At 33.4% G+C, this 21,715-nt stretch carries 14 protein-coding genes and 1 pseudogene; 5 read left to right on the top strand and 10 right to left on the bottom strand.

All coding sequences use genetic code 11. The annotated features are described in order from the left end of the window. Positions 1-270: 270 nt before the first annotated feature. From B2145_RS01645 to htpG, 6 genes and pseudogenes are all read right to left on the bottom strand, one after another. Positions 271-1,044 carry a TlpA family protein disulfide reductase gene (locus B2145_RS01645; RefSeq protein WP_291097454.1) on the bottom strand — a complete coding sequence of 258 codons (774 nt, stop codon included), beginning with the start codon at positions 1,042-1,044 and terminating at the stop codon, positions 271-273. 439 nt (positions 1,045-1,483) lie between these two features. Further along, the gene (locus tag B2145_RS01650; RefSeq protein WP_291097456.1) at positions 1,484-2,314 is read right to left on the bottom strand and encodes an RES domain-containing protein; all 831 of its coding nucleotides are present in this window, start codon (positions 2,312-2,314) and stop codon (positions 1,484-1,486) included. A 19-nt stretch (positions 2,315-2,333) separates the two neighbouring features. Beyond that, complete coding sequence (locus B2145_RS01655; RefSeq protein ID WP_291097458.1) at positions 2,334-2,732, bottom strand: hypothetical protein; 399 nt, start codon at positions 2,730-2,732, stop codon at positions 2,334-2,336. A 512-nt stretch (positions 2,733-3,244) separates the two neighbouring features. Further along, a pseudogene (locus tag B2145_RS01660) lies at positions 3,245-3,529 on the bottom strand (molecular chaperone HtpG); the annotation flags it as partial. A 214-nt stretch (positions 3,530-3,743) separates the two neighbouring features. Then, positions 3,744-4,643, bottom strand: a complete 900-nt coding sequence (locus tag B2145_RS01665) for an aldo/keto reductase (RefSeq protein WP_291097460.1) — start codon at positions 4,641-4,643, stop codon at positions 3,744-3,746. 547 nt (positions 4,644-5,190) lie between these two features. After that, positions 5,191-7,092: a molecular chaperone HtpG gene (gene htpG, locus B2145_RS01670; protein ID WP_291097462.1), complete on the bottom strand. Its 1,902-nt coding sequence runs from the start codon at positions 7,090-7,092 to the stop codon at positions 5,191-5,193. Positions 7,093-7,270: 178 nt separating this feature from the next. On the opposite strand from htpG, the gene B2145_RS01675 reads away from it, so the two are divergent. The 3 genes from B2145_RS01675 to B2145_RS01685 all read left to right on the top strand — a co-directional run bounded on the left by B2145_RS01675 (position 7,271) and on the right by B2145_RS01685 (position 9,697). Next, positions 7,271-7,744, top strand: a complete 474-nt coding sequence (locus B2145_RS01675) for a lipocalin family protein (RefSeq protein WP_291097464.1) — start codon at positions 7,271-7,273, stop codon at positions 7,742-7,744. Positions 7,745-7,760: 16 nt separating this feature from the next. Then, positions 7,761-8,456, top strand: a complete 696-nt coding sequence (locus tag B2145_RS01680) for an OmpA family protein (RefSeq protein ID WP_291097466.1) — start codon at positions 7,761-7,763, stop codon at positions 8,454-8,456. A 233-nt stretch (positions 8,457-8,689) separates the two neighbouring features. Further along, the gene (locus B2145_RS01685; RefSeq protein WP_291097468.1) at positions 8,690-9,697 is read left to right on the top strand and encodes a 3-oxoacyl-ACP synthase III family protein; all 1,008 of its coding nucleotides are present in this window, start codon (positions 8,690-8,692) and stop codon (positions 9,695-9,697) included. Positions 9,698-9,974: 277 nt separating this feature from the next. Here B2145_RS01685 and B2145_RS01690 read toward each other — a convergent pair whose 3' ends face one another. Beyond that, on the bottom strand, positions 9,975-14,228 hold the full coding sequence (locus B2145_RS01690; RefSeq protein WP_291097470.1) for a T9SS type B sorting domain-containing protein: 4,254 nt from the start codon (positions 14,226-14,228) through the stop codon (positions 9,975-9,977). A 207-nt stretch (positions 14,229-14,435) separates the two neighbouring features. Here B2145_RS01690 and argS point away from each other — a divergent pair, with 207 nt between their 5' ends. Continuing rightward, positions 14,436-16,214, top strand: a complete 1,779-nt coding sequence (argS, locus tag B2145_RS01695) for an arginine--tRNA ligase (RefSeq protein ID WP_291097472.1) — start codon at positions 14,436-14,438, stop codon at positions 16,212-16,214. A gap of 2 nt (positions 16,215-16,216) precedes the next feature. Here argS and B2145_RS01700 read toward each other — a convergent pair whose 3' ends face one another. The 3 genes from B2145_RS01700 to B2145_RS01710 are packed head-to-tail and all read right to left on the bottom strand — an operon-like array spanning position 16,217 to position 20,229. After that, complete coding sequence (locus tag B2145_RS01700) at positions 16,217-18,763, bottom strand: TonB-dependent receptor (protein ID WP_291097474.1); 2,547 nt, start codon at positions 18,761-18,763, stop codon at positions 16,217-16,219. Next, entirely contained in the window at positions 18,764-19,663 is a 900-nt protein-coding gene (locus B2145_RS01705; RefSeq protein ID WP_291097476.1) for a FecR family protein, read from the bottom strand. Between the two features lie 44 nt (positions 19,664-19,707). After that, positions 19,708-20,229, bottom strand: coding sequence for an RNA polymerase sigma factor (locus B2145_RS01710; protein ID WP_291097478.1), 522 nt, complete (start codon positions 20,227-20,229; stop codon positions 19,708-19,710). Positions 20,230-20,585: 356 nt separating this feature from the next. Between B2145_RS01710 and B2145_RS01715 the strand changes: the two genes are divergently transcribed. Further along, complete coding sequence (locus B2145_RS01715; RefSeq protein WP_291097480.1) at positions 20,586-21,620, top strand: hypothetical protein; 1,035 nt, start codon at positions 20,586-20,588, stop codon at positions 21,618-21,620. Positions 21,621-21,715: the final 95 nt, after the last annotated feature.

The following is a 21,715-nucleotide window of genomic DNA, read 5'->3' on the forward strand; positions in this document are numbered from 1 at the left end:
GAACTAAATGAAATATACAGCGGCATTACACCAGAACGATTGGACTAAAACATAATGAGTAATGGTATTACTTTATTTTCTGATTTTGTTTTAGTATCCGCGTTGCAAACGCTGCGATTTATCTTCTAATTTAAATGGGTACTCGATGCAATCGAGAACCAGAGGGTTTTGTTTTAAAATTAGTTTTAAAAAATTTAAAACACAACAATTGCTACTCTGGTTTAGTTTGCCACCCGAAAGGATTCGGGAGCGGGGGGTATTTCTATGTGTTTATTCCTCACTAACTTTTTCCAAAGCAACTTCTAGACCACTATAATTAGACAACACTTTAGCTATATTTCCTTCTTTATTAATGATAAAATGTGTGGGAAAGGCATTGAGTTGTAGGCTTAAATTCATATAAGATTTCATATTAGGAATAACAGAATAGGAAAGTGGTTTTTTAACCAAAAACACCTTTAATTGTTCTGGATTATCTTCGGCAAGACTTATAAAAACGATATCTTTTCTATTTTTGTATTTTTCAACTAATTGATTGACTTCCGGAAATTCTCTAATACAAGCTGTACAATGAATATACCAGCATTTTATTACAACTATTTTTCCTTTAAGGTTTTCATTAGTTATCAAATTTCCATTTAAATCTTTGAATGAAAATTTAGGAAATGGTTCTCCTTCTTTCTTTAAATTTTGAATTTCATTAAATGCTGTTTCAGAAATTGTTGCTTTAATACTTGTATCAGATGTTGGCTCAATCTTAAATAGCTTGTAATAAAAAAGAGTTGCATCGGATACTAGTCGAATTGGTATATAATTTCCTTCATTTAATTCTTTTAGAAAATGCTCTTTGCTAATTTCTTTAGAATTTGAATCTAATGCTACAAAATCTCTTGAAAGAATGATATTATGGTTTTGATAGTCCCGCCAATTTGCATACTGAGACTGAATTTCGACTGGACTTACCTCAGGTTTGCCAAACTGATTTTGACCTGAACAAGAAGCAAATAGTACCAATAAGAATAGGGTAAGAACTGTTTTTTTCATTACAATTAAATTAAACATTTTTGCTATAAGAAACACTCAAGCGTTCAAAGATAAGCGGTATTCCTTTATGTTTATAATTTCTGCCTATTTGCTTTACCTCTAGTTTCAGGTTATGGAATCTATTTTAACTTTGCCACTCTATAAAAAGAACAAAGGCTAGTGCGAGCTTCAAGCTCGTACTCATTTCAAATTGTAATTTCTTTAGTATTGATTTTGTTTGTGTGCACGAGCGGGACGCTCGCGCCAGCTGGAGTTTAAAATTAGTTTTAAAAAATTTAAAACCCAACAATTCTACACTAGTTTAGTTTGCCACCCGAAAGGATTCGGGCGGGAGCGGGGGAATTCGTAACCTTTCAATTTTCTGCTTTGCAGAATGTTGATGCGGAACAGTAATTCCACTAAAACCCCACTATATCAAAACGGCTGTTAGTGGCTGTGCTTACCAGTTTATTAAATTAGTTACATAATCGATTTTTGAAGCTTCAATCGTTTCTTGTTCTTTAAAATGTATTTTATTTTCGATGGCAAATGTTTGTTTTGATGCGTTTGTCAATTGAATTTGGTTTAAATCAATGACATTTTTTTTAAGTGCAATATTGAAATGGACTGGATATTGAACACTTTGATAAATTATTCCATCTATGTCTTTAAATTTCGAGAATATAAAATTTGAGAATACGGCTGTAATTTTATATTTATATTCTTCATTTTCTTGAATAGGTTCTGTAAACTTTTTAGCTATGTATTTATAAATTTCAATATACTCTTTAAATTCTTCCTTGTTAATAAATTTTTCTTCAGTTTCTTTAATAAATTCAGCTAATCCAAAAAGTTCTTCAGCATTATGATGATTTATGAGTTCAGGTGAAATGATAGCAGCAAGTCGTAATTTTCTTTTAACTTCCCATTTTCCGATTGAAAATCTAGCTTTATTATTTACTTTATTAGCATAAATAAATCTAATTTCGCCTAATGAAGTTGCACGGAAACGCGAACCGTAAAAAATTTGTTGTTCACAATAATTTACTCTGCCAATTTTAACATACATTGGGTTTGGATTGTATGAAAAATCAGCAATTGAATGATGAAAATCTTCTTTATCACTTAAGAAGCGAGTACGTATTAATGATTTACCTACTGCAAAAGATGTCAAGAAAATAGGTAATTTATTAATATTGCTTGATAATATGTTTTCTAAAATTTCAATTGCTTTTTCATCTTTCAAATCTACCGCTTCTATTTTTTTAATTATATGGTCAATGTTAGACATATTTAAAAATCTTAATAAATTATTTTTTGAGTTGGTTTATTAGTTCAATTAATTCATAACATTTTTGCTTATTCATAAAAGGTATTGCAAAACCGCCAACATATCCTTCGTTTGGTGTACTCACACAATCATTTTCTTTGCATTCAAAATTAACACAATGTTTATTAAATTCTTTACTATAATAATAAGTTGTTTTGACCTCTAAAAGGGGTATAAGACGATTATCAATGTCTAAAATTCGTTCAACTTTATTAAAATAAATAATTGCTTTTTTTCCTATTTTATTTGTTTCAGGATCAATAGAGTATTGATTAATAAAAAGCTTGATTTTTTTTATAGTTGTTTCATTATTGCTTTGAGCAAAAGATGTAAAGCTAAAAAAACTTATTGTTAGCGTAAGAATTAATTTGTATATCATAATATTGCCTACTCTAAATTTTCCAGTTTTCGGCTTCTCTGGGTTCTTATATTAATGATTTGTTCTAGGTATTTTTTTTTCGCATTGCCACTAACTTGCATATATTACTGACGTTGTCAGACTCATCGCCCCTAAATTGGGTGGATATGTCTGACAAACATCAGACTTTATTTAGTGTCAAATATATAATATTTATCGCATAAATCATCAAAAGGTCTTTTATTTATTGGGTCTTTTTGATCGATAAGTGCTTGTGGTTTTGGGAGATACTTGACGAAGTTCTAATTCAAATTTAATGTGATTAATCACTAAACTTGAATAGTTATTTTGAAAATAAAAAAGTTGTCTTTAGCCCTGATGGGAGCGGCATCCCACGCTTTTGGGCGTGAATATAGCGGACAGCAGGAGGAAAGGTTCTTCTGGAAAAGAATCGTCCTGCTCCTAACAAAAAAACCTGCAAGTTTTCACTCGCAGGTCTTACATTCCCCTCCTTCGGAGGGGTTAGGGGAGGATTATTTTATCAAATCAAAACTTCTTTTTACGAAAGCCGTAAGTTCTTCGCCTTTCAATAAGTTTTGCGATAATTTGGCCAAGTCCAAAGCTTGTTTTACCAACCCTTCCTGAGCTGCTTTGTCTTGCGTATTCAAAATATTTAATGCCAAGTCAGAGTTGGTATTTACCACTAAATTATACATTTCGGGCATATTCCCTATTCCGAACATTCCGCCGCCGCCAGATTGACTCATTTCTTTCATTCTTCGCATAAATTCCGGTTGCGTGATGATGAATGGTGCCGCGCAAAATACTGATATTTACAGAGGACCAAACCCTTTGGATAATTTGGATATGTTTTAATAAATAAGGACGATAATTTTCTAGTACAGTTTCAAGTAAAAATATCTCTACTTGAAACTGTATAATTTTCTGTATTAAGCAATCACATAATTGTTTCGCGTTTTTTTCCGTATATTATTTGTTATTTCAATCTCAATTCTATTTAAAAACTATGAATTAATTCCACTCAGGGAATTGAGTTGTATTTTTGTCAAGTGTTGATATTTGTTTCATATCTGCATCGTCAAGTTTAAAATCGAACACATCGATATTTTCTTTCATATAATCTTGATTAGATGTTCTTGGAATAGCTACAATACCTCTTTGAATTAGCCATCGTAAAGTTACTTGTGCCGCAGTTTTATTGTATTTCTTACCAATATTTACCAATAATTTATTAGTAAATAATCCGTTTCGACCTTGAGCAAATGGAGACCATGCTTCTACTTGGATTCCAAACTTTTCAGTAATACTTTGCATTTTGTATTGTTGGAAAAATGGATTTATTTCAATTTGATTGATAGCAGGCTTAATCTGACATGTTGCAATAAGGTCAGCAAGTTGAGCTGAGTCAAAGTTGCTCACACCTATAGCCTTTATTTTGCCTTCTTTATATAGTTCCTCCATTGCTTTCCATGAACCTTTAACATCGCCACGAGGCCTGTGAATTAGGTATAGATCTAAATATTCAACACCTAATTTTTTAAGTGATAATTCAAAAGCCTTTTTTGTTCCTTCATACCCCATATCACTAACCCAAAGTTTGGAGCTTATAAATAAATCCTTTCTGTTAATTCCACTTTTCTTAATTCCTAATCCCACCGATTCCTCATTTCCATAAATAGTAGCGTCATCAATAAGACGATAACCAATAGAAATTGCCAGGGATACGCTATTTATACCAATTGAATCTTTAAGTTCTAATGTCCCAAAACCCAAAGCAGGCATTTTAATACCATTGTTAAGTAGTACTGTTGGTATTGTTATTTTTTTTTCATTGGTTGATTGAGCACTTGATACAGTAGAATACAGTAAAAATGCGCACAATAGTTTTGTAAAATCGGTTAGTTTTATCATTTTGTTTATTATTAAATTTTGGATGAAAGTTAATATTAAAAAATGAGTTGAACATACTAGTGATGCGAAAATTTCATAATATATTTTGTAAATAATTGATATATAATGTTACATTGGCGTTCTTTGATTTTTTGATTTGAATTGACTTGTAGTTTTGCACCTTTTAAAGTGCAAGATTATGAATTCAGGAAAGTATGTATTTGCCCAGCTTTTACAGTTTGTCAAAACTACGAGTTTGACAAATGTGTCAATCGCAATAAAGGAGATCATAGCAAGAGAATTAAATTGTTGGACAATACTTAAACTTGCCCATAACTACTTTATATGCGAATAAAATAAACCCATTTTGTTCTAAAATGGTATATTATGCGCAAGTTTTTGTTTATAATCTTGCGTTTTATTTTATTCTCACTTCACAAATATATAAATAATTCTTTACAAATCAGTAAATTGAAATCTCATTCTCTCCTAAACAAAAAGACCTGCAAGTTTTCACTCGCAGGTCTTTTTGAGATCGGTTAATCGGTTAAACGTTTAACCGATTAAACTATTTAATCAGTTCAAAACTTCTTTTTACGAAAGCCGTAAGTTCTTCGCCTTTCAACAAGTTTTGCGATAATTTTGCCAAGTCCAAAGCTTGTTTTACCAAACCTTCCTGAGCTGCTTTGTCTTGCGTATTCAAAATGTTCAATGCCAAATCAGAGTTGGTATTTACCACTAAATTATACATTTCGGGCATATTCCCCATTCCGAACATTCCACCGCCGCCAGATTGACTCATTTCTTTCATTCTTCGCATAAATTCAGGTTGCGTGATGATGAATGGTGCGGCTTGGCTATCCATCGCTTCCAATTGTACGGAATATGTTTGTTTTGGAACAAATCCTTCCAAGACGGTTTTCAAGCTTTCTTTTTCTTCGTCAGACAATTTAGAAATTGTGGTTTCCTCTTTTTTGATTAAATTATCAATATGATCTGAATCGACGCGCACGAAAGTCATTCCGCTATTGTCGCCTTCTATTTTTTGGATTAAATGCGAAATAATTGGTGAATCCAATAACAACACTTCGTATCCTTTGTCTTTGGCGATTTCAATATAAGAGTGTTGCGCCTCTTTATTTCCGGCGTACAGAACAACCAATTTTCCGTCCTTGTCGGTTTGTTTCTCCTTTAGATTTTCTTTCAATTCGTCCAAAGTGAAGAATTTGTCATCAACCGTTGGATACAAAACGAAAGCACCTGCTTTTTCATAGAATTTATCTTCCGAAAGCATTCCGTATTCCAAAACAATCTTGATGTCGTTCCATTTTTTTTCAAAATCTTCACGGTTTTCCGTGAATAATGATTTCAATTTATCCGCTACTTTACGGGTAATATAATTCGAAATTTTCTTTACTGCTGCGTCTGCCTGCAAACCGGAACGGGAAACATTTAAAGGAATATCCGGTGAATCGATCACTCCTTTTAACATCGTCAAGAATTCAGGAACGATTCCTTCCACATTATCGGTTACATAAACCTGATTTTGATATAATTGAATTTTGTCTTTCTGAATTTGTAAATCGGAACCCAATTTTGGGAAATATAAAATTCCTGTCAGGTTGAACGGATAATCCACGTTCAAATGAATATGGAACAAGGGTTCCTCAAATTGCAATGGATACAATTCGTGATAGAAATTTTTATAATCTTCATCCGATAATTCCGTAGGTTGTTTGGTCCAAGCCGGATTCGGATTGTTGATGATATTATCTACTTCAACGGTTTTGAAAACTTCTTCTTTGTCTTCTGATTCAACAAATTCGCCCTTTTTTTGTTCTATTTTCTCGGTTTTTGTTCCAAATTTAATTGGAATAGGCATAAACTTATTATACTTATTCAACAATTCCTTGATTTTATACTCTTCCAAAAACTCCAATGAATCTTCAGCGATGTGCATAATAACCTCCGTTCCACGAGTAGTTTTATCAGAAGGTTCTAAAGTGAATTCCGGACTTCCATCACAGGTCCAATGTGCAGCGGGTTCGTCTTTATAAGATTTGGTGATAATTTCTACTTTGGAAGCCACCATAAAAGCCGAATAAAATCCAAGACCAAAATGTCCAATAATTCCAGAATCTTTAGCAGAATCTTTGTATTTTTCCAAGAATTCCTCGGCACCGGAAAAAGCCACTTGATTAATGTATTTCTCCACTTCGTCAGCAGTCATTCCCAATCCTTGATCGATAATGTGCAATTTTTTGCCTTCTTTATCAATTTTTACTTCAATAATCGGGTTGCCATATTCTACTTTGGCTTCGCCAATACTTGTTAAATGTTTTAATTTCAGAGTTGCGTCCGTTCCGTTTGAAATCAACTCACGTAAAAAAATCTCGTGGTCGCTATACAAGAATTTCTTGATTAAGGGGAAGATATTTTCTACCGAAACATTAATTTTTCCAGTTGTCATAGTTGTAAATTTTTAAGTTTATTTTGATTGCTATTATGCTTTCAAATAAGGTACCAATTCGAGTTGAAGTGACAAATTGTCGGAAAGTAAATTTTGAAACAAAATAACGTTGTTTTGTAACAATTCAGGCTTGCGGCTTTGTATCTTTGTATAAGTTTAATCTTAAAAAGCTAAAACTATGAAAAAAATAATTGTATTGGCCACAATGGCAATTTTGCTTTTTGCTTGTAAAACCACATCAGTGACAAGCACGAAGCTGGATAGACCTTCGCAAGTTGCAATCAAGGGAAACTGGGTAATTAGTTCTGTTACTTACCCTGGTTCGGAATACATCAAAGTGAATTCCTTTCAAATTGCAGATTCAAAATGTTTTGAAGGAAGCACGTGGAAATTCATTTCTAACAATAACAAGGGAGAAATGGCTTTGACAAATAGGAGCTGTCCAGCATTCAGTTCACCAATTACTTGGTTTGTAAATCGAAAAGGACAATTTGTATTGAAAATTCTTGATGCCGGCGAAAAAGCAAAAAGAGTCAGAGACGGATATATATTGAATATGGCAAATCAAACAGATACTTCTTTTCAATTGATTGATCAGATTAATGTGGGCGGAAAATTAACCGACGTGGTTTACCAATTTCAAAAAAATTAACAAATAAAATATAGACATGAAAAATATTTCAATAGTTGCATTAGCGTTGGTTATGACAATGGGTTCTGTTTTTACGAGTTGTGATGCGGTAAAAAACACCAACAAAACGCAAAGAGGAGCGGGAATAGGTGCCGTAGGTGGTGCGTTAATAGGTGGGATTCTTGGAAACAATCTTGGTAGAGGAGGGAAAGGAGCTCTTGGTGCTGTTTTAGGTGGTGTAATCGGAGGTGTTGCCGGAGGTGTCATTGGGAACAAAATGGACAAACAAGCCAGAGAAATCGATAATGCACTTCCTGGTGCTGATGTAGTTCGTGTAGGAGAAGGAATTAAACTGGTTTTGAATGAAAATGCAGTGCGTTTTGATACAAATAAAGCTACTTTAACAGCTACAGCACAAGCTAATTTAGACAAATTGGTTCCAGTTTTCAAAGAATATCCGGATACCAATATTATAATCTATGGTTATACTGATATCACGGGTTCAGCGGAATATAATTTAAAACTTTCTGAAGAAAGAGCAGCATCGGTTAAGAGTTATTTAGTAAGTAGAGGGTTAGCGTCAAACCGATTTAGTGTAACCGGTTTAGGAATTGCCGATCCAATTGCAACCAATGACACGCCAGAAGGAAGAAGCCAAAACCGTCGTGTGGAATTTGCCATCACCGCAAACGATAAAATGGTGGAAGATGCCAAAAAAGAATCAGGAAAATAAGCCATGATATCAAAATAATCAAAAAGCTGCTTCGTAAAGAGGCAGCTTTTTTTAATATATAAAACTCTGTTTTTAGAGCCTTTTGTTGATATAGAAGTCGGAACAAAGATTTGTCCAGAATTAATTTTTTTGATTTATAACTGGTTGGAATAAAATAATTATTATATTGTACTTGATTTTCAAAGTGTTTGTAAATTTACAAACCGAATTTTTTTAATATAATTACAAAACTAATGTACCATTCAAAAATAGCAGGATTAGGATATTATGTTCCTTCAAATATTGTTACCAATGACGATCTGTCGAAAATTATTGACACCAATGACGAGTGGATACAAGAACGAACCGGAATTCAAGAGAGAAGGCATATCATTCGAGGTGAAGATACCACCACCACAATGGGGGTAAAGGCAGCTAAAATCGCTATTGAGCGTTCCGGAATTACCAAAGAAGACATTGATTTCGTGGTTTTTGCCACACTGAGCCCAGATTTTTATTTTCCCGGTCCGGGTGTTTTGGTGCAACGTGATTTAGGTCTTAGAACCGTAGGCGCATTAGATGTAAGAAATCAATGTTCCGGTTTTATATATGCACTTTCTGTTGCCGACCAATATATTAAAACCGGAATGTACAAAAATGTTTTGGTGATTGGTTCCGAAGTGCAGTCTACGGGATTGGATATGACGTCTCGTGGTCGTGGTGTTTCGGTTATTTTTGGAGATGGAGCAGGAGCAGCGGTTTTGAGTAGGGAAGAAGATTTGACCAAAGGGATTTTGTCAACCCATTTGCATTCTGAAGGGCAACACGCCGAAGAATTAATCGTAAGAGCACCTGGGATGGGAGGACGTTGGATTACTGATATTCTGGCGGATAATGATCCAGACGACGAAAGTTATTTCCCGTATATGAACGGACAATTTGTATTCAAAAATGCATTGGTTCGTTTTGCAGAAGTCATTAATGAAGGATTGCAAGCCAATAATTTACAAGTTTCCGATATTGATATGCTGATTCCGCATCAGGCGAATTTGAGAATTTCACAATTTGTCCAAAAGAAATTCAAATTGACTGATGACCAAGTTTTCAACAATATTCAAAAATACGGCAATACAACGGCCGCTTCCATTCCGATAGCTCTGACTGAAGCTTGGGAACAAGGAAGAATAAAATCAGGGGATACCGTAGTTTTGGCTGCTTTTGGTAGTGGCTTCACTTGGGGAAGTGCCATAATCAGGTGGTAAATTAACCCGTTGGGTGCAATTATTAAAAACGTCAGTTCGAGTGTTTTTTGTGTAGTAAAACGGAACAAAAAATGTATCGAGAACCGTTTTTAATAATAATTTTTTAGTTCTCGATACGATCCCGCCCAAAAGCGGGATCAAATCGAACTGACGAAAATTATCATCAAAAACTAATTACACCCAACGGGTTAAATTAGATAAAATAAATAAGCAAAAACCTCGTCTCGTTCTAAAAAATAGAACAAGACGAGGTTTTTTTATCGAAAATCAGCCATTGTTATCTTTTCAGAGCAAAATGAGATTTAAAAGTTTTTGAAGTTCCCTTCTCAAAATAGTCAACTGTGAACCAATAATCAGTTGCAGGTAACGGTTGTCCGTTATACATACCATTCCAACCATCTGTTGAAGGCGTTATTTCTTTGATTAATTTCCCGTATCTGTCAAAAATGAATATTGGAGCATTTGGATTTGTTGATGCCAAATGGGTGATATTCCAAGTATCGTGAAATCCATCGCCATTTGGAGTGAAAAATTTCGGATAATTTATGATTACGGCGTTAATGGGAGCAGGATTACAATGTCCGTTTTTGTCCCTAACAGAAATAATATGTTGTCCCGCCCAAACATTATTAAAGATATTGCTGTCTTGGAAAGGAAAATCATCCAACTTATATTCATAATTTCCAGAACCGGCACCTAAAACATTTACAGAAATAAAAGTTGGATTTTCAAATGCATCACTATAAGTGATTTCTAGATATGGGGCATATTTAGAGACTTTGGTTGAGGCCGTATTTATACAAGTTGTTGTTGTGTTTGTTATTTTTACTGTATAATTGCCAATCTGGCTGGTTGTAACTGATGATGTGTTTCCTCCAAAAGGATTTCCATCAAGAGTCCACTCAAACAAATAATTTGCTCCTGAAAGACCTGTATCTAAAGTTGCTGGATTTAATAAAGTTCCAGTTTCATAATCTTCACAAATAAAATATTCAGGGTTTAATTGAGGATTAGGTAACGGATTCACAATCAATTTTAATTCGATAACATCAAAACAAGGATTAGTTATTGTATTATTTGAAACTCTAATCCAAACACTATCTGTAAACGCATTATCATTTTGGTAAGTACCGGGATTTGCAATAGGAATTGCATTTATATCATTTGCATCAGCTAATGAAGTATAAAAGGTTAAAGTAAGGTCAGTATCGGGTGTCTGTCCGTTTAATACTTCGTTTCTAATCGTTAAAGTTGTTAAATCGAATTGAAAAATCCCATCATTTAAACCAAATGTATCGCAGGTTTCTAGCGAATTAACCGGATTAGCAACGGGTTTAGGAGCAATGGTAATAGTAAATGGATTTTCATCACTACAATTTAATCTGTCTCCAGTTTCATAATAAATATAATATTTGGGCAGTACCGTTGTTGGAGTTACTATAGTTCCAGGATCTATTTTGTGTCCACCTCCCAAAAGTCCTCCTGGTGCATCATAATAAAAGTTATTTGCTGTTAGCGGTGGGAAAGTAAAGCTGTCGCAATAAGATAATTGTGTAGGAATAGGATCTGCTTTAACGCCAGTTATTGAAATATCGAAAAAATTTTCGGTATAACAAGTTGCATCATTTGGATTTGCGGCATAAATATAAATCCTATTGTTTGATGTAATGACAGTTCCCGCAGCCAAAGGGTTTACACCATTTGGACCATCAAAGTAATTCCCATTTGTTAAAGGGCTTAAGACATACGAACTGCATTGTTCTACATTTGCTCTGGAATCTATTATTGGTTTTTGATTTATAGTAATTAGCCAGGGTTTTTCATTATAACAACCCGGAACTGTAGTAGAGGGTTTGTAAATATATAGGGTTGCAGTTGTAGTTATTGTATCTACATTTGGAATTAATTTTACATTTCCGGGAACTGTTGGTCCTCCAGATAACGTGTAATAATCGCCACCGTCAGCTTGAAGTGGTAATAGAAAACTAGCGCAAGCTATTACATTTACCGGTGTAGTTAGAAACGGAGCATTTATTGTAATTGTAAAAAAAACATTATCGGTACAATTTGGTGTTCCTGCTCCCGGAACATAAATATATACTCTCTTCGTTTGAGAAATAACTCCTGGAAGAATTATGTTTCCGCCACCACTTGGAGCATCACGGTATTCTCCAACAGGTGCTGGAGGTAAATTATAAGGAAGACATTCGTTTATATCAACCAAACCAAGATCGCCAATATAAACGGTAAAAATAGAATCAGGACTTCTACAAGTATTACTTTCTGCATAAACATAAAGCGTGGTTGTAGTTGTTATTGGCGAGATGGCCGGTGTGTATATTCCTGTTCCTGCATCGAAAGTGTAATAATTTCCAAGGGTTAATAGGGGTAAATCGTATGATAAACAATCAAAAACATTTGGAATAGGATCTATTTTTGGGGTTTTGTTTATGGTAATATTAAATTGACTTTCCACTATACAAGGAGGAACATCTGTTGAAGCAAAATAGGTGTAAACTATTCCTGAGGAAGTTATTAATGTTGTTCCTCCAAAAAGTTCTGTCCCACCACCAGTTGATCCGCCAGCTTTTGTGAAATAACGAGTTCCATAATCTAATGGAGGTAATAAATATTGATCGCAAGCGGTTATATCAGTTGGTTTTATATCTGCCAGTCTGACGATTTTCACAATGAAGCTTTTTTCGGATGGGCAGCTAGGAAGTCCTGCAGTTGTAGCATAAACATAAATTGTTGCGTCCTTATTAATTATCTCTCCTGCATTTAACATTGGGAAACCTTGGTTTGGGCCGGAATAATAGTTTCCTGAATTTGCAAGTACGGGCAATATATAACTGGAACAGACATACTGATCTGTAATAGAATCTAACTTTGGTCTTGGAATAACAATTAGATTAAAACTTGTTGTGTTAAAGCAATTCGGATCAGTGCTATTTTGGATCCTTACAAATATTGGTACGCTGCCAGACGGAAAATTAACGGATGTATCTATTGCATTTATTCCTGCATTTGCATCGGTAGCATTGGTATAATAGGAAACATCATATATTGTAGGTAATTGTCCTCTTAAAACTGCGATTGTTTGTGAAGCAAGATTAAAATCAGCAGTATTCGAGCCAGTAGTGGTTTCGCATAAGGTGATATTTCCAGGATTATTTGCGACCGGAGGAGGCGTAAGTGCTAATTGAAACGACTTTGTAATAACACAATTTGTTGCCGTGTTCAAGATTCTTATCCAAATTGGTGCAGGTAAACTTCCGGCAGCTATAGTATAACTAGTTGGTAATGGATTACTGTTAGAAGTTGCATCTGCTAAAGTTGGATGATAACTTATTTGAGTTCCAGGAATTTTTACAATAGGAGTGTTAAAAGCCAAGTCGAAAGTGAAATTTGCTTGCCCGGAATTACATTTATATAAATCTATGGGATCAGGAGTTGTTATCGCATTATAGTATTCAACGTTTATAAAATCAGTAGTCACGGCGCAACCAGTTGAAATAATTGTATAAGTAAGACCGTAAATTCCAGGTTGGTTTACGGTTAGATTAGGCGTGTTTCCAACTGTTGGAGTTCTGTTAAATGTCCAAGCAAAAGAATAAACTAAAGGATCTAAGCCTGATGTTAGGGTGTGTGTACCATTATCACAAATTGCAGTATTGCTCGCCACGGTCAAATCAGGGCCTAAAACATCTTGTCCTACATTGAAACTGTTTGCACCCAAAAATATTGCGGAATCGGATTGAAAGTCTTTCCTATCAGCAATTACAAGTTTTATGTGATAAGGTGTATTTGGGACTAAAGTTGATGATGCAGCGTTCATAATAACAGTTTGTCCATTAAAATTTGTTGCTGAACCAGCTGCATTAGAACCACCATTAAACGCTCCGAAATAGGTTGGGTTTTCTGACGGGCAAGACGAGTTATATAATGAATTACGAATTGTAACCACCGAAATAGGAGTAGTTGTACTAGGCACAACAGCTAAATTTGTCGTAGCTCCAGTTGATTTGTTGGTTAGTAAAAAAGCAAAAGCATCAGAAAATTGACATTGAAAATTACCATATTCTTCGGAGGCAAATAAAAACTGAAAGTCAAAGTTTGGAGAAAAAGGTACAAAGTCAAATTCTAAAACTGTTGCATTTGTTGAATTCATAGTGATTCCTGCGGCTAGAAGTGTAGCTTCTAAATCTGCATCACCAGTCCAAGCGGTATTACCATCATTTAGTTGGGTTGTATTTGGGCCTGGTGCGTTTAGAGCATTTCCGGTACTTAAAATGACGCCACTTTGCAATGGAAAAGTTGGATTTGTATTTTCAAAGTAGCCTATGCCATTTGTAGAGCCATACAAAGTGCCTGTTTTTGAAGTAACATTAGTGCCAGAAACGCATGGGGAATTGATTAAAATTTGATTTACCAATTGATCGGCCGTGTAAGTAGTTGTGTTTACGGTTACCGATTGCGAAATGCTTGTAAAAGAGACCAGTAATAGTATAAAAATAAACGATTTTTTCATGTCTTCAGTTTTATTTTTTACATAACAAATTTAGCGATAATTGTATGAATATTTTCAAAAACTGCCAAAATCATGTGAACTTGGTTTTAAAGATTGAACAGGAACAGTTTTTTAACATTTTGAAGTTTTTAAATCTTAATTGAACAACTTTTCTGATCATATTAAGGAATTAGAATTATCTTTGCACCCTTAAAACCAATACACAAAATGACATTATCCCAAATTCTTACGCCTTCTATTGAAAAAGCAGTCCAAGATTTATTCGGCATTGCTATCGACAAAGTTGAATTTCAAACTACGCGCAAGGAATTTGAAGGTGATATTACGATGGTAATTTTTCCATTATTAAAGGTTATCAAAAGCAATCCTGTGGAATTAGGAAATAAAATTGGCAACTATTTGGTCGAAAATGTTTCAGAAGTAAGTCGTTTTAACGTGGTTTCGGGTTTCTTGAACATTGTCATTTCGGATGAATATTATTTGAATTTCTTCAATGAAATCAGAAACAATGAAAAATTTGGATTTGTAACACCAAATCCAAACGATAAAGCAGTGATGGTAGAATATTCTTCGCCAAACACCAATAAACCTTTGCATTTAGGTCACGTTCGTAATAATCTTTTAGGATATTCCGTTGCCGAAATCATCAAAGCTTCAGGTAAAAAAGTATATAAAACCCAAATCATAAACGATCGTGGAATCCATATTTGTAAGTCAATGTTGGCTTGGCAAAAATTTGGAAATGGAGAAACTCCAGAAAGTACAGGTTTAAAAGGAGATAAGCTGGTTGGGAATTATTATGTGGCTTTTGATAAAGCCTATAAAGAGGAAATCGCACAATTAATTGCCCAAGGAAAAACGGAAGACGAAGCCAAAAAACAGGCGCCAATTATTCTTGAAGCCCAAGAAATGCTACTAAAATGGGAAGCTGGCGATGCTGAAGTGATTTCGCTTTGGAAAAAAATGAATCAATGGGTTTATGCAGGTTTCGAGGAAACGTATAAAAATCTTGGAGTCAATTTCGACAGTTATTATTACGAAAGCAACACTTATTTGCTAGGAAAAGACGTTGTTCAAATTGGTCTGGAAAAAGGCGTTTTCGAAAAAGATCCAGATGGTTCTGTTTGGATTGATTTGACAGATGAAGGCTTGGACAGAAAAATCGTTTTGCGCTCCGATGGAACTGCGGTTTATATGACGCAGGATATTGGAACGGCCATTCAGCGCGTAAAGGATTTTCCGGACGTTGGCGGAATGGTTTATACCGTTGGCAACGAGCAGGATTACCATTTCAAGGTTTTGTTTCTGATTTTGAAAAAATTGGGCTTCGATTGGTCAAAAAATCTCTTTCATTTGTCTTATGGAATGGTCGATTTGCCTTCCGGAAAAATGAAAAGCCGAGAAGGAACCGTGGTCGATGCCGATGATTTGATGCAGGAAATGACCGAAACCGCCCAGAAAATAGCCGAAGATTTAGGGAAATTGGACAGTTATTCTCCCGAAGAAAAGACAAAATTATACAAAACCATTGGGCTTGGCGCATTGAAATATTATATTTTGAAAGTAGATCCCAAAAAACGAATCCTTTTCGATCCGGAAGAATCCGTAGATTTTGCAGGAAATACTGGGCCGTTTATTCAATACACTTATGCCAGAATACAATCTATAATTCGCAAAGCCGATTTTGATTTTTCAAATAAATCAAAAATAAAATCACTTCACGAAAAAGAAAAAGAATTATTAAAACAACTTGAATTGTTTCCTGAAGTCATTCAAAATGCGGCACAAAACCACAGTCCGGCCCTGGTAGCAAATTATACTTATGATTTGGTTCGTGAATACAATTCTTTCTATCAAGCTGTTCCTATTTTAGGTGCTGAAATAATTGAGGAAAAGGTATTTAGAGTCCAGCTTTCAAAAAAAGTTTCAGATACTATTGCTCTTGCTTTTGGCTTATTGGGAATTGATGTTCCTGAAAGAATGTAGTTTTAAAAACTCACCCTAAAACTCACATTTGGAGTCCTTCTAAGCGAAAATGTTTTCACATCTTCAATAGAATTTGTGGTTGTATTTATTCTATAATACTCGCTAATTTCGTTTTGCCTATTGGATAGATTTAATACCGATAAGCCCAGTTTGTATTGAATTTGTTTCGGGCTTTCCCATTTATAGGTTGCCGAAAAATTAATTTGAAAAAAGTTATCCAGTTTCTTATTATTTGGAGAATTATAATCAATTGTTGGGTTTGATGGATTACTATAATTTATTTCGTTACTTGAAGGCGTTGTTTCGGGTCTTCCAGAATACCATTTTGAACCCAATGCTAATTTTAGATTTTTTATTTCATAAGTTCCAGCCCAAGATACAGTGTGTTTTAGTTCAAAATTATTCGAAAATTCAGTTTGATTTATATTTGGAAAGTGGTAATTATTATCATTATAAGTGTAACTTATCCAAGTAATGAAGCGATTTATTTTCTTTTGCGCCAGCATTTCCGTTCCAAAAACCTCATAATCTCCATTAATTTTCGCAAATTCCAATTGATTTTGAAATCCTTGGCTTGAGCTGTTTATTCCGGTTACTTTTTTATAAAAATTTTCTAAAGTAAACAACCAATTGTTTTTTGTAAATGACAAATTGATAGAGGCTTGTTTGCTTTTTTGGATAGGAATCGTGCTGTTATTTGCCAATATCCAACGCCTTTTTTCTATTCCGAAATAGTCTTTTTGCAGATCAATGACTTGAAAACTGTTTTGGCTCTTAAATTCCCCTAAAACTTCTAAATTCAAGAATTGGGTAATGTTATAATTAAATCTCAATCGCGGCTCAAAAAGATATTTATTGAATTTTTCTATATAATTTAATCTCAATCCAGCATTCAAATATATTTTAGAAATGGTGTCATTAAATTTTCCTTCAAGGATGAGAGCATGGATTCGTAGCACATCTTTAATTCTTCTGTAAAATAGAGGACTATTTACATCATCTATATTTATGGTGCCAATTTCGTTGAACTGATATCCATTGTTAAAAGTTAATTTTGAGTTGATTATATGGTTATTCTCCAATTTAAAACCCATATCCAAAACGGAGTTTTCTTGTTTTACTGTTTGATTGCTTTGTATTTTGTTTTTTTCGGCGTCAAGTTCATAATAGGAAGAATATACATTTACGGCACTAGTATTCTTGGCATTCCAATTTCGTTTCCAAGAAAGATTTCCCCCATAATTTTTTTGATATAAAATATTATTTTCTGACTGAATAATATTGTTGGTTTTTGTCGTTTGAAAGACCTTAAGCTGATCGTTTATGGTAATTAAATCCAAAATAAGATGGTCTTTTTGTCCAATTTTCTGTGAATATTTAATAGTTGCATCATAGAAGTCAAATTTCTCGTTATTCGAATGGTCTATATTTTGATTATTGGAGAAATTAGTAATGGTTGTGTTTTGGAAGGCTTTATTAAAATATTCTTTGTAAGTGGGTGTTTTTAGAAAATCAGTTATGGATTTTCTGACCGAAAATTCCAAAAAACCTTTTTTATTGACATTAAATTTAGAATAAACATCTGCATTAATCATGTTCATTCCTGCACTAAAACTGTTCTTTTCAAATTTATTTGGGTTGGAAGAAATAGCCACAACACTCGATACACTTTCTCCATAAAAAGCAGAACTTCCGTTTTTGGAAATAGAAATTGTGTGGGCTAAATTTGGATTAAACGCCGAAATAAGTCCAAAGAAGTGACCGGTTTGGTACATTTTTATTCCATTCCATAAAAACAAATTTTGATCATGGGTTCCGCCACGAACGTTGATGCTGGCAACGCTTTCATCAGCACTATTTATTCCTGGAATTTGTTGCATGGCCTGCAATACATCGGGTTCAATTAAGCCGGGTAATATTCCGAGTTTTTTTGGTTTCATTTCAAATGTTCCGTCAATTGTTTTTGAAATACCGGAGGTTAAAAAATGATTGGTTGTTATGTTGTTTAATTCTAAAACTTCGAGTTCAATAAAAATTTTGAGGCAATCTTTGTTTTGTGAATTGGACATGGAAATTTTTTTGGTGGTAAAGCCAACATGACTAACCAAAAAGTCAGTCAATTTTTCCTGCCTCATTTCGAAATATCCTTTTTGATCAGTTGTCAGACTCTTTCCGTCAACAAGCTGAATATTCACGTTTTCTAATGGGCAATTGTCTTCTTTTGAAAACACGTAGCCGCAAATTATTGGCGTTTCCGTTGTTTTGTTTTTGAAAACATTAATGAATTTATTATCTAAATTTTCAAAGGAGAGATTGGTTTTTTTTTTGAGGTAATTTATTTTCTCGTTCAAAGACAAGGACTTCAATGGAGGTATAATTTTGATTAAAACTATTTCATTTTCAATGAAATTAAAGCTTACTTGATGTTGTTTTTCTATTGATCGTAAAATATTTTTTAACGCAATTGCTTTGTTTTTGTTTTGGGCTGTAATACTCAAGACAAAAACAAAGCAAAAAAGCAAAGTATAAATACGTTTAAAAATAAACATTTATTTTCCTTCAAAAATTATTTTGTTTGCACCAATTTTTTTGGGTTCTAAATTATATGTCGTTGCAATAATTTGAAGGGCAACATCGAGATTATCAGTAGGGATTTTTCCGGTAAATAAAGCATCGGGACACTTTATTTTAACGTCAATCGTGATATTATATTGTCTTTGAATCTCATCTAATATATTGCGTAAATTTTCATTATCAAAGGCTATTCTGTTTTGAAGCCAATCTGGTTTTGGAGCATTATTAGTCGTGATTGTTTGTTTTCCGTTTTCAAAAATAACGCTTTGTCCGTGGGACAAAATGATTTCTTTGTCTTTGTAATTTACTTTTACCCGTCCTTCAAAACAAGTTACGTCAAATCGATTTTTTCTCGCTTTAACATTGAATTGGGTTCCAAGAACAGCCACTTTTCCAAGATGGGTTTCAACTTCAAATTTTTTACCTTTTGCTACTTTAAAGTATGCTTCGCCTTGTAATTTAAGATTCCTGTTATTGCCCCAATTTAGTTTTTTATACTTGATTTCTGAGCCAGAATTCAAAACTACTTCGGAGTTGTCAGGTAATGAAAAAGATGTTCTTTTGCCGTTAAGGGCATATTGGGTTTCTGTGGAAAAATTTTGCACTGTAAACGTAATTCCCAGTCCAATAACTAAAATCGCAGCGACCCTAAACATCCAGTTTTTGTATAGTGGAATAACTTTAGGCGTTGTGTTTTTATGACTAATAACAGTTTCTAATACTTTGTCTTCATCAAAATCCGCCACTTTTAATTGAGCAGAATAGTTTTTGATTTTTTCGTATTTTTTAAAATCAGGATCAGCTTTAAACGCGGTTAATTCTTCCTCTGTTAAATCGTTATTTAACCATTTTGCTAAAATGTAATTTTTTTCCATCGTATTAATTTTATATGTATAGAACAAGTAAAAACAAATTTACCCTACTTTATGGTTTCAATTGTTTTTCTTAATTCGACTAAAGCCAGATGTATCCGTTTTTCGACTGCTTTGACGCTTATATTTAATTCTTCTGCAATTTCGCTATATTTTTTCCCGTCAATTCGATGCATTAAAAAAGCAATTCGTTGGGTTTCATTCAAATCTTCAATTGCTTTTAAGAGCTTGTTTTTGAATTGTTTTTCCTCCAATAGAAATTCGGGGGTTTCATTTGATTTGTCAGGACCAGAAAAGTTGTTTTCGTATTCCAAAACTACCTTTTGATGTTTAATTTCATTTAGGGAGCCATTATTGGCAATTGTATAAATATAGGATTTGGCTTTTTCAATAGGAACCGAAGCACAATTTTGCCATAATTTTATAAAAGCTTCTTGGGTCAAATCTTCGGCTTGGTCTTTATTACCATACCTATAAAAAAGAAAATTGCGAAGTGACTTTGCATGGTTTTTAAAAAAATTTGAAAAAATAATTTCATTACAAGTCTCTGATAATGAATTGTTTGCCATTTATTTTATGTTTTTTTGCCTTACAAAGATATATTTTTTTAATTTAGGTAGGGTAAAGCCGTTCTAAATTGTTTTATAATCAGATAATGTTATTTTTCAATACGAATTGGAAACTTAATGTTTGATTGTTGAATTTATTATTTTTGGTAATTTGGCAATAATTTTATTGCCAAATGATTTCATTGATAATGGATTTCTTGATTGACGATAAGATTTTGATAGAATATATAATAATGAACACCAATTAATTTTTGAATTGGTTGCTAAATTTTCCGAGCAGTATTTCCTTAAATACTGCTCGGAAAATTTAGATTTTGTTTTTCTATATTTGATAATAATTTGATTTAGATTCCATCATGATAAATTTTAAAAATAGTTTAATATTCTTTGTTTCATTGGTTGCCGTCTTTTTTACGGCTTGTCAGAGTGAATCAGCTGTGGAAATACATAGTACTAAGGAAACCATTTCAAAAACCGCCCCGTTGACAACTTATATTGAAAGAGTAGTGATGCAAAAAACTTCTCAAGACAATATCATAGACCATTCAAATTGTTTTATGATAAATTTTCCCTATGTTGTTACTGTAAATGATGTCCAGATTGCCATAAACTCAGCAAATGACTACCAATTGGTTCAAAATAATATTAATGCAAATTCCAATGACAGTGATATTGTTTTCATTCATTTTCCTATAACGGTAACTCTCAATAATTATTCTAAAAAAAACATTGCAGATCAGACTGCCTATGCTAATTTAATTGCGGAATGCAAGACTGATTCAGACGGTTTTGGAAAGATAAATTGCATCAATATTGTTTTTCCAATAACAATCAATAGCTATGACAGCAACAATCAAATAGCAAGTACAACTTCTGTTACCGACAATCAGTCATTTTATAATTTTTTCAAAAATTTAGAATCTAATAAATTTATAGCCATTAGTTATCCGATTTCAATTATCAATTCAAACGGACAAAACATAATTATAACCAGTAACAACCAGTTTGAGGATGTCATAAAAAGGGCAGTTGATAATTGTTCGGAAAACACAAATCCACCCATAGATTTTATGAAAACAATTACAAGTAACTCTTGGAAAATCTCGTATTATTTTAAGGATAATGATCAAACCTTGATTTATGATGGCTATGACTTTGTTTTTAAAACTGATTATACGGTTATAGCAACAAAATCAGGAATTGCTTATAATGGAACTTGGTCAACAAAAGTGGATAATGGTGTCAGGGAATTTGAAATAAAAATTGAACCGGATCCACTGAAGAAATTAGACGAAGGATGGAAAGAACTGGAATTTAATAATTCCCAATTGCGGTTTAGAGATGGAGATGTCAATAATGAAACGGATTATCTTTATTTTGCCAAAAACTAATTAAAACTAAATACTAACATTATTAATTACTTTAAATTTTAATAGAACTCATTTTTGGAAATTCATTTGTAAAATTAGAATGCCAAAAATATAGA

This window comes from Flavobacterium sp. UBA5153, from assembly GCA_002413745.1.
In the GTDB taxonomy this organism is placed as follows: domain Bacteria; phylum Bacteroidota; class Bacteroidia; order Flavobacteriales; family Flavobacteriaceae; genus Flavobacterium.

Coding starts and splice junctions, on each gene's coding strand:
- B2145_RS01675 (WP_291097464.1), top strand. CDS start 7,271: ATGAAAAAAATAATTGTATTGGCCACAATGGCAATTTTGCTTTTTGCT.
- B2145_RS01680 (WP_291097466.1), top strand. CDS start 7,761: ATGAAAAATATTTCAATAGTTGCATTAGCGTTGGTTATGACAATGGGT.
- B2145_RS01715 (WP_291097480.1), top strand. CDS start 20,586: ATGATAAATTTTAAAAATAGTTTAATATTCTTTGTTTCATTGGTTGCC.
- B2145_RS01650 (WP_291097456.1), bottom strand. CDS start 2,314: ATGTCTAACATTGACCATATAATTAAAAAAATAGAAGCGGTAGATTTG.
- B2145_RS01710 (WP_291097478.1), bottom strand. CDS start 20,229: ATGGCAAACAATTCATTATCAGAGACTTGTAATGAAATTATTTTTTCA.
- argS (WP_291097472.1), top strand. CDS start 14,436: ATGACATTATCCCAAATTCTTACGCCTTCTATTGAAAAAGCAGTCCAA.
- B2145_RS01705 (WP_291097476.1), bottom strand. CDS start 19,663: ATGGAAAAAAATTACATTTTAGCAAAATGGTTAAATAACGATTTAACA.
- B2145_RS01700 (WP_291097474.1), bottom strand. CDS start 18,763: ATGTTTATTTTTAAACGTATTTATACTTTGCTTTTTTGCTTTGTTTTT.
- B2145_RS01655 (WP_291097458.1), bottom strand. CDS start 2,732: ATGATATACAAATTAATTCTTACGCTAACAATAAGTTTTTTTAGCTTT.
- B2145_RS01690 (WP_291097470.1), bottom strand. CDS start 14,228: ATGAAAAAATCGTTTATTTTTATACTATTACTGGTCTCTTTTACAAGC.
- B2145_RS01665 (WP_291097460.1), bottom strand. CDS start 4,643: ATGATAAAACTAACCGATTTTACAAAACTATTGTGCGCATTTTTACTG.
- htpG (WP_291097462.1), bottom strand. CDS start 7,092: ATGACAACTGGAAAAATTAATGTTTCGGTAGAAAATATCTTCCCCTTA.
- B2145_RS01685 (WP_291097468.1), top strand. CDS start 8,690: ATGTACCATTCAAAAATAGCAGGATTAGGATATTATGTTCCTTCAAAT.
- B2145_RS01645 (WP_291097454.1), bottom strand. CDS start 1,044: ATGAAAAAAACAGTTCTTACCCTATTCTTATTGGTACTATTTGCTTCT.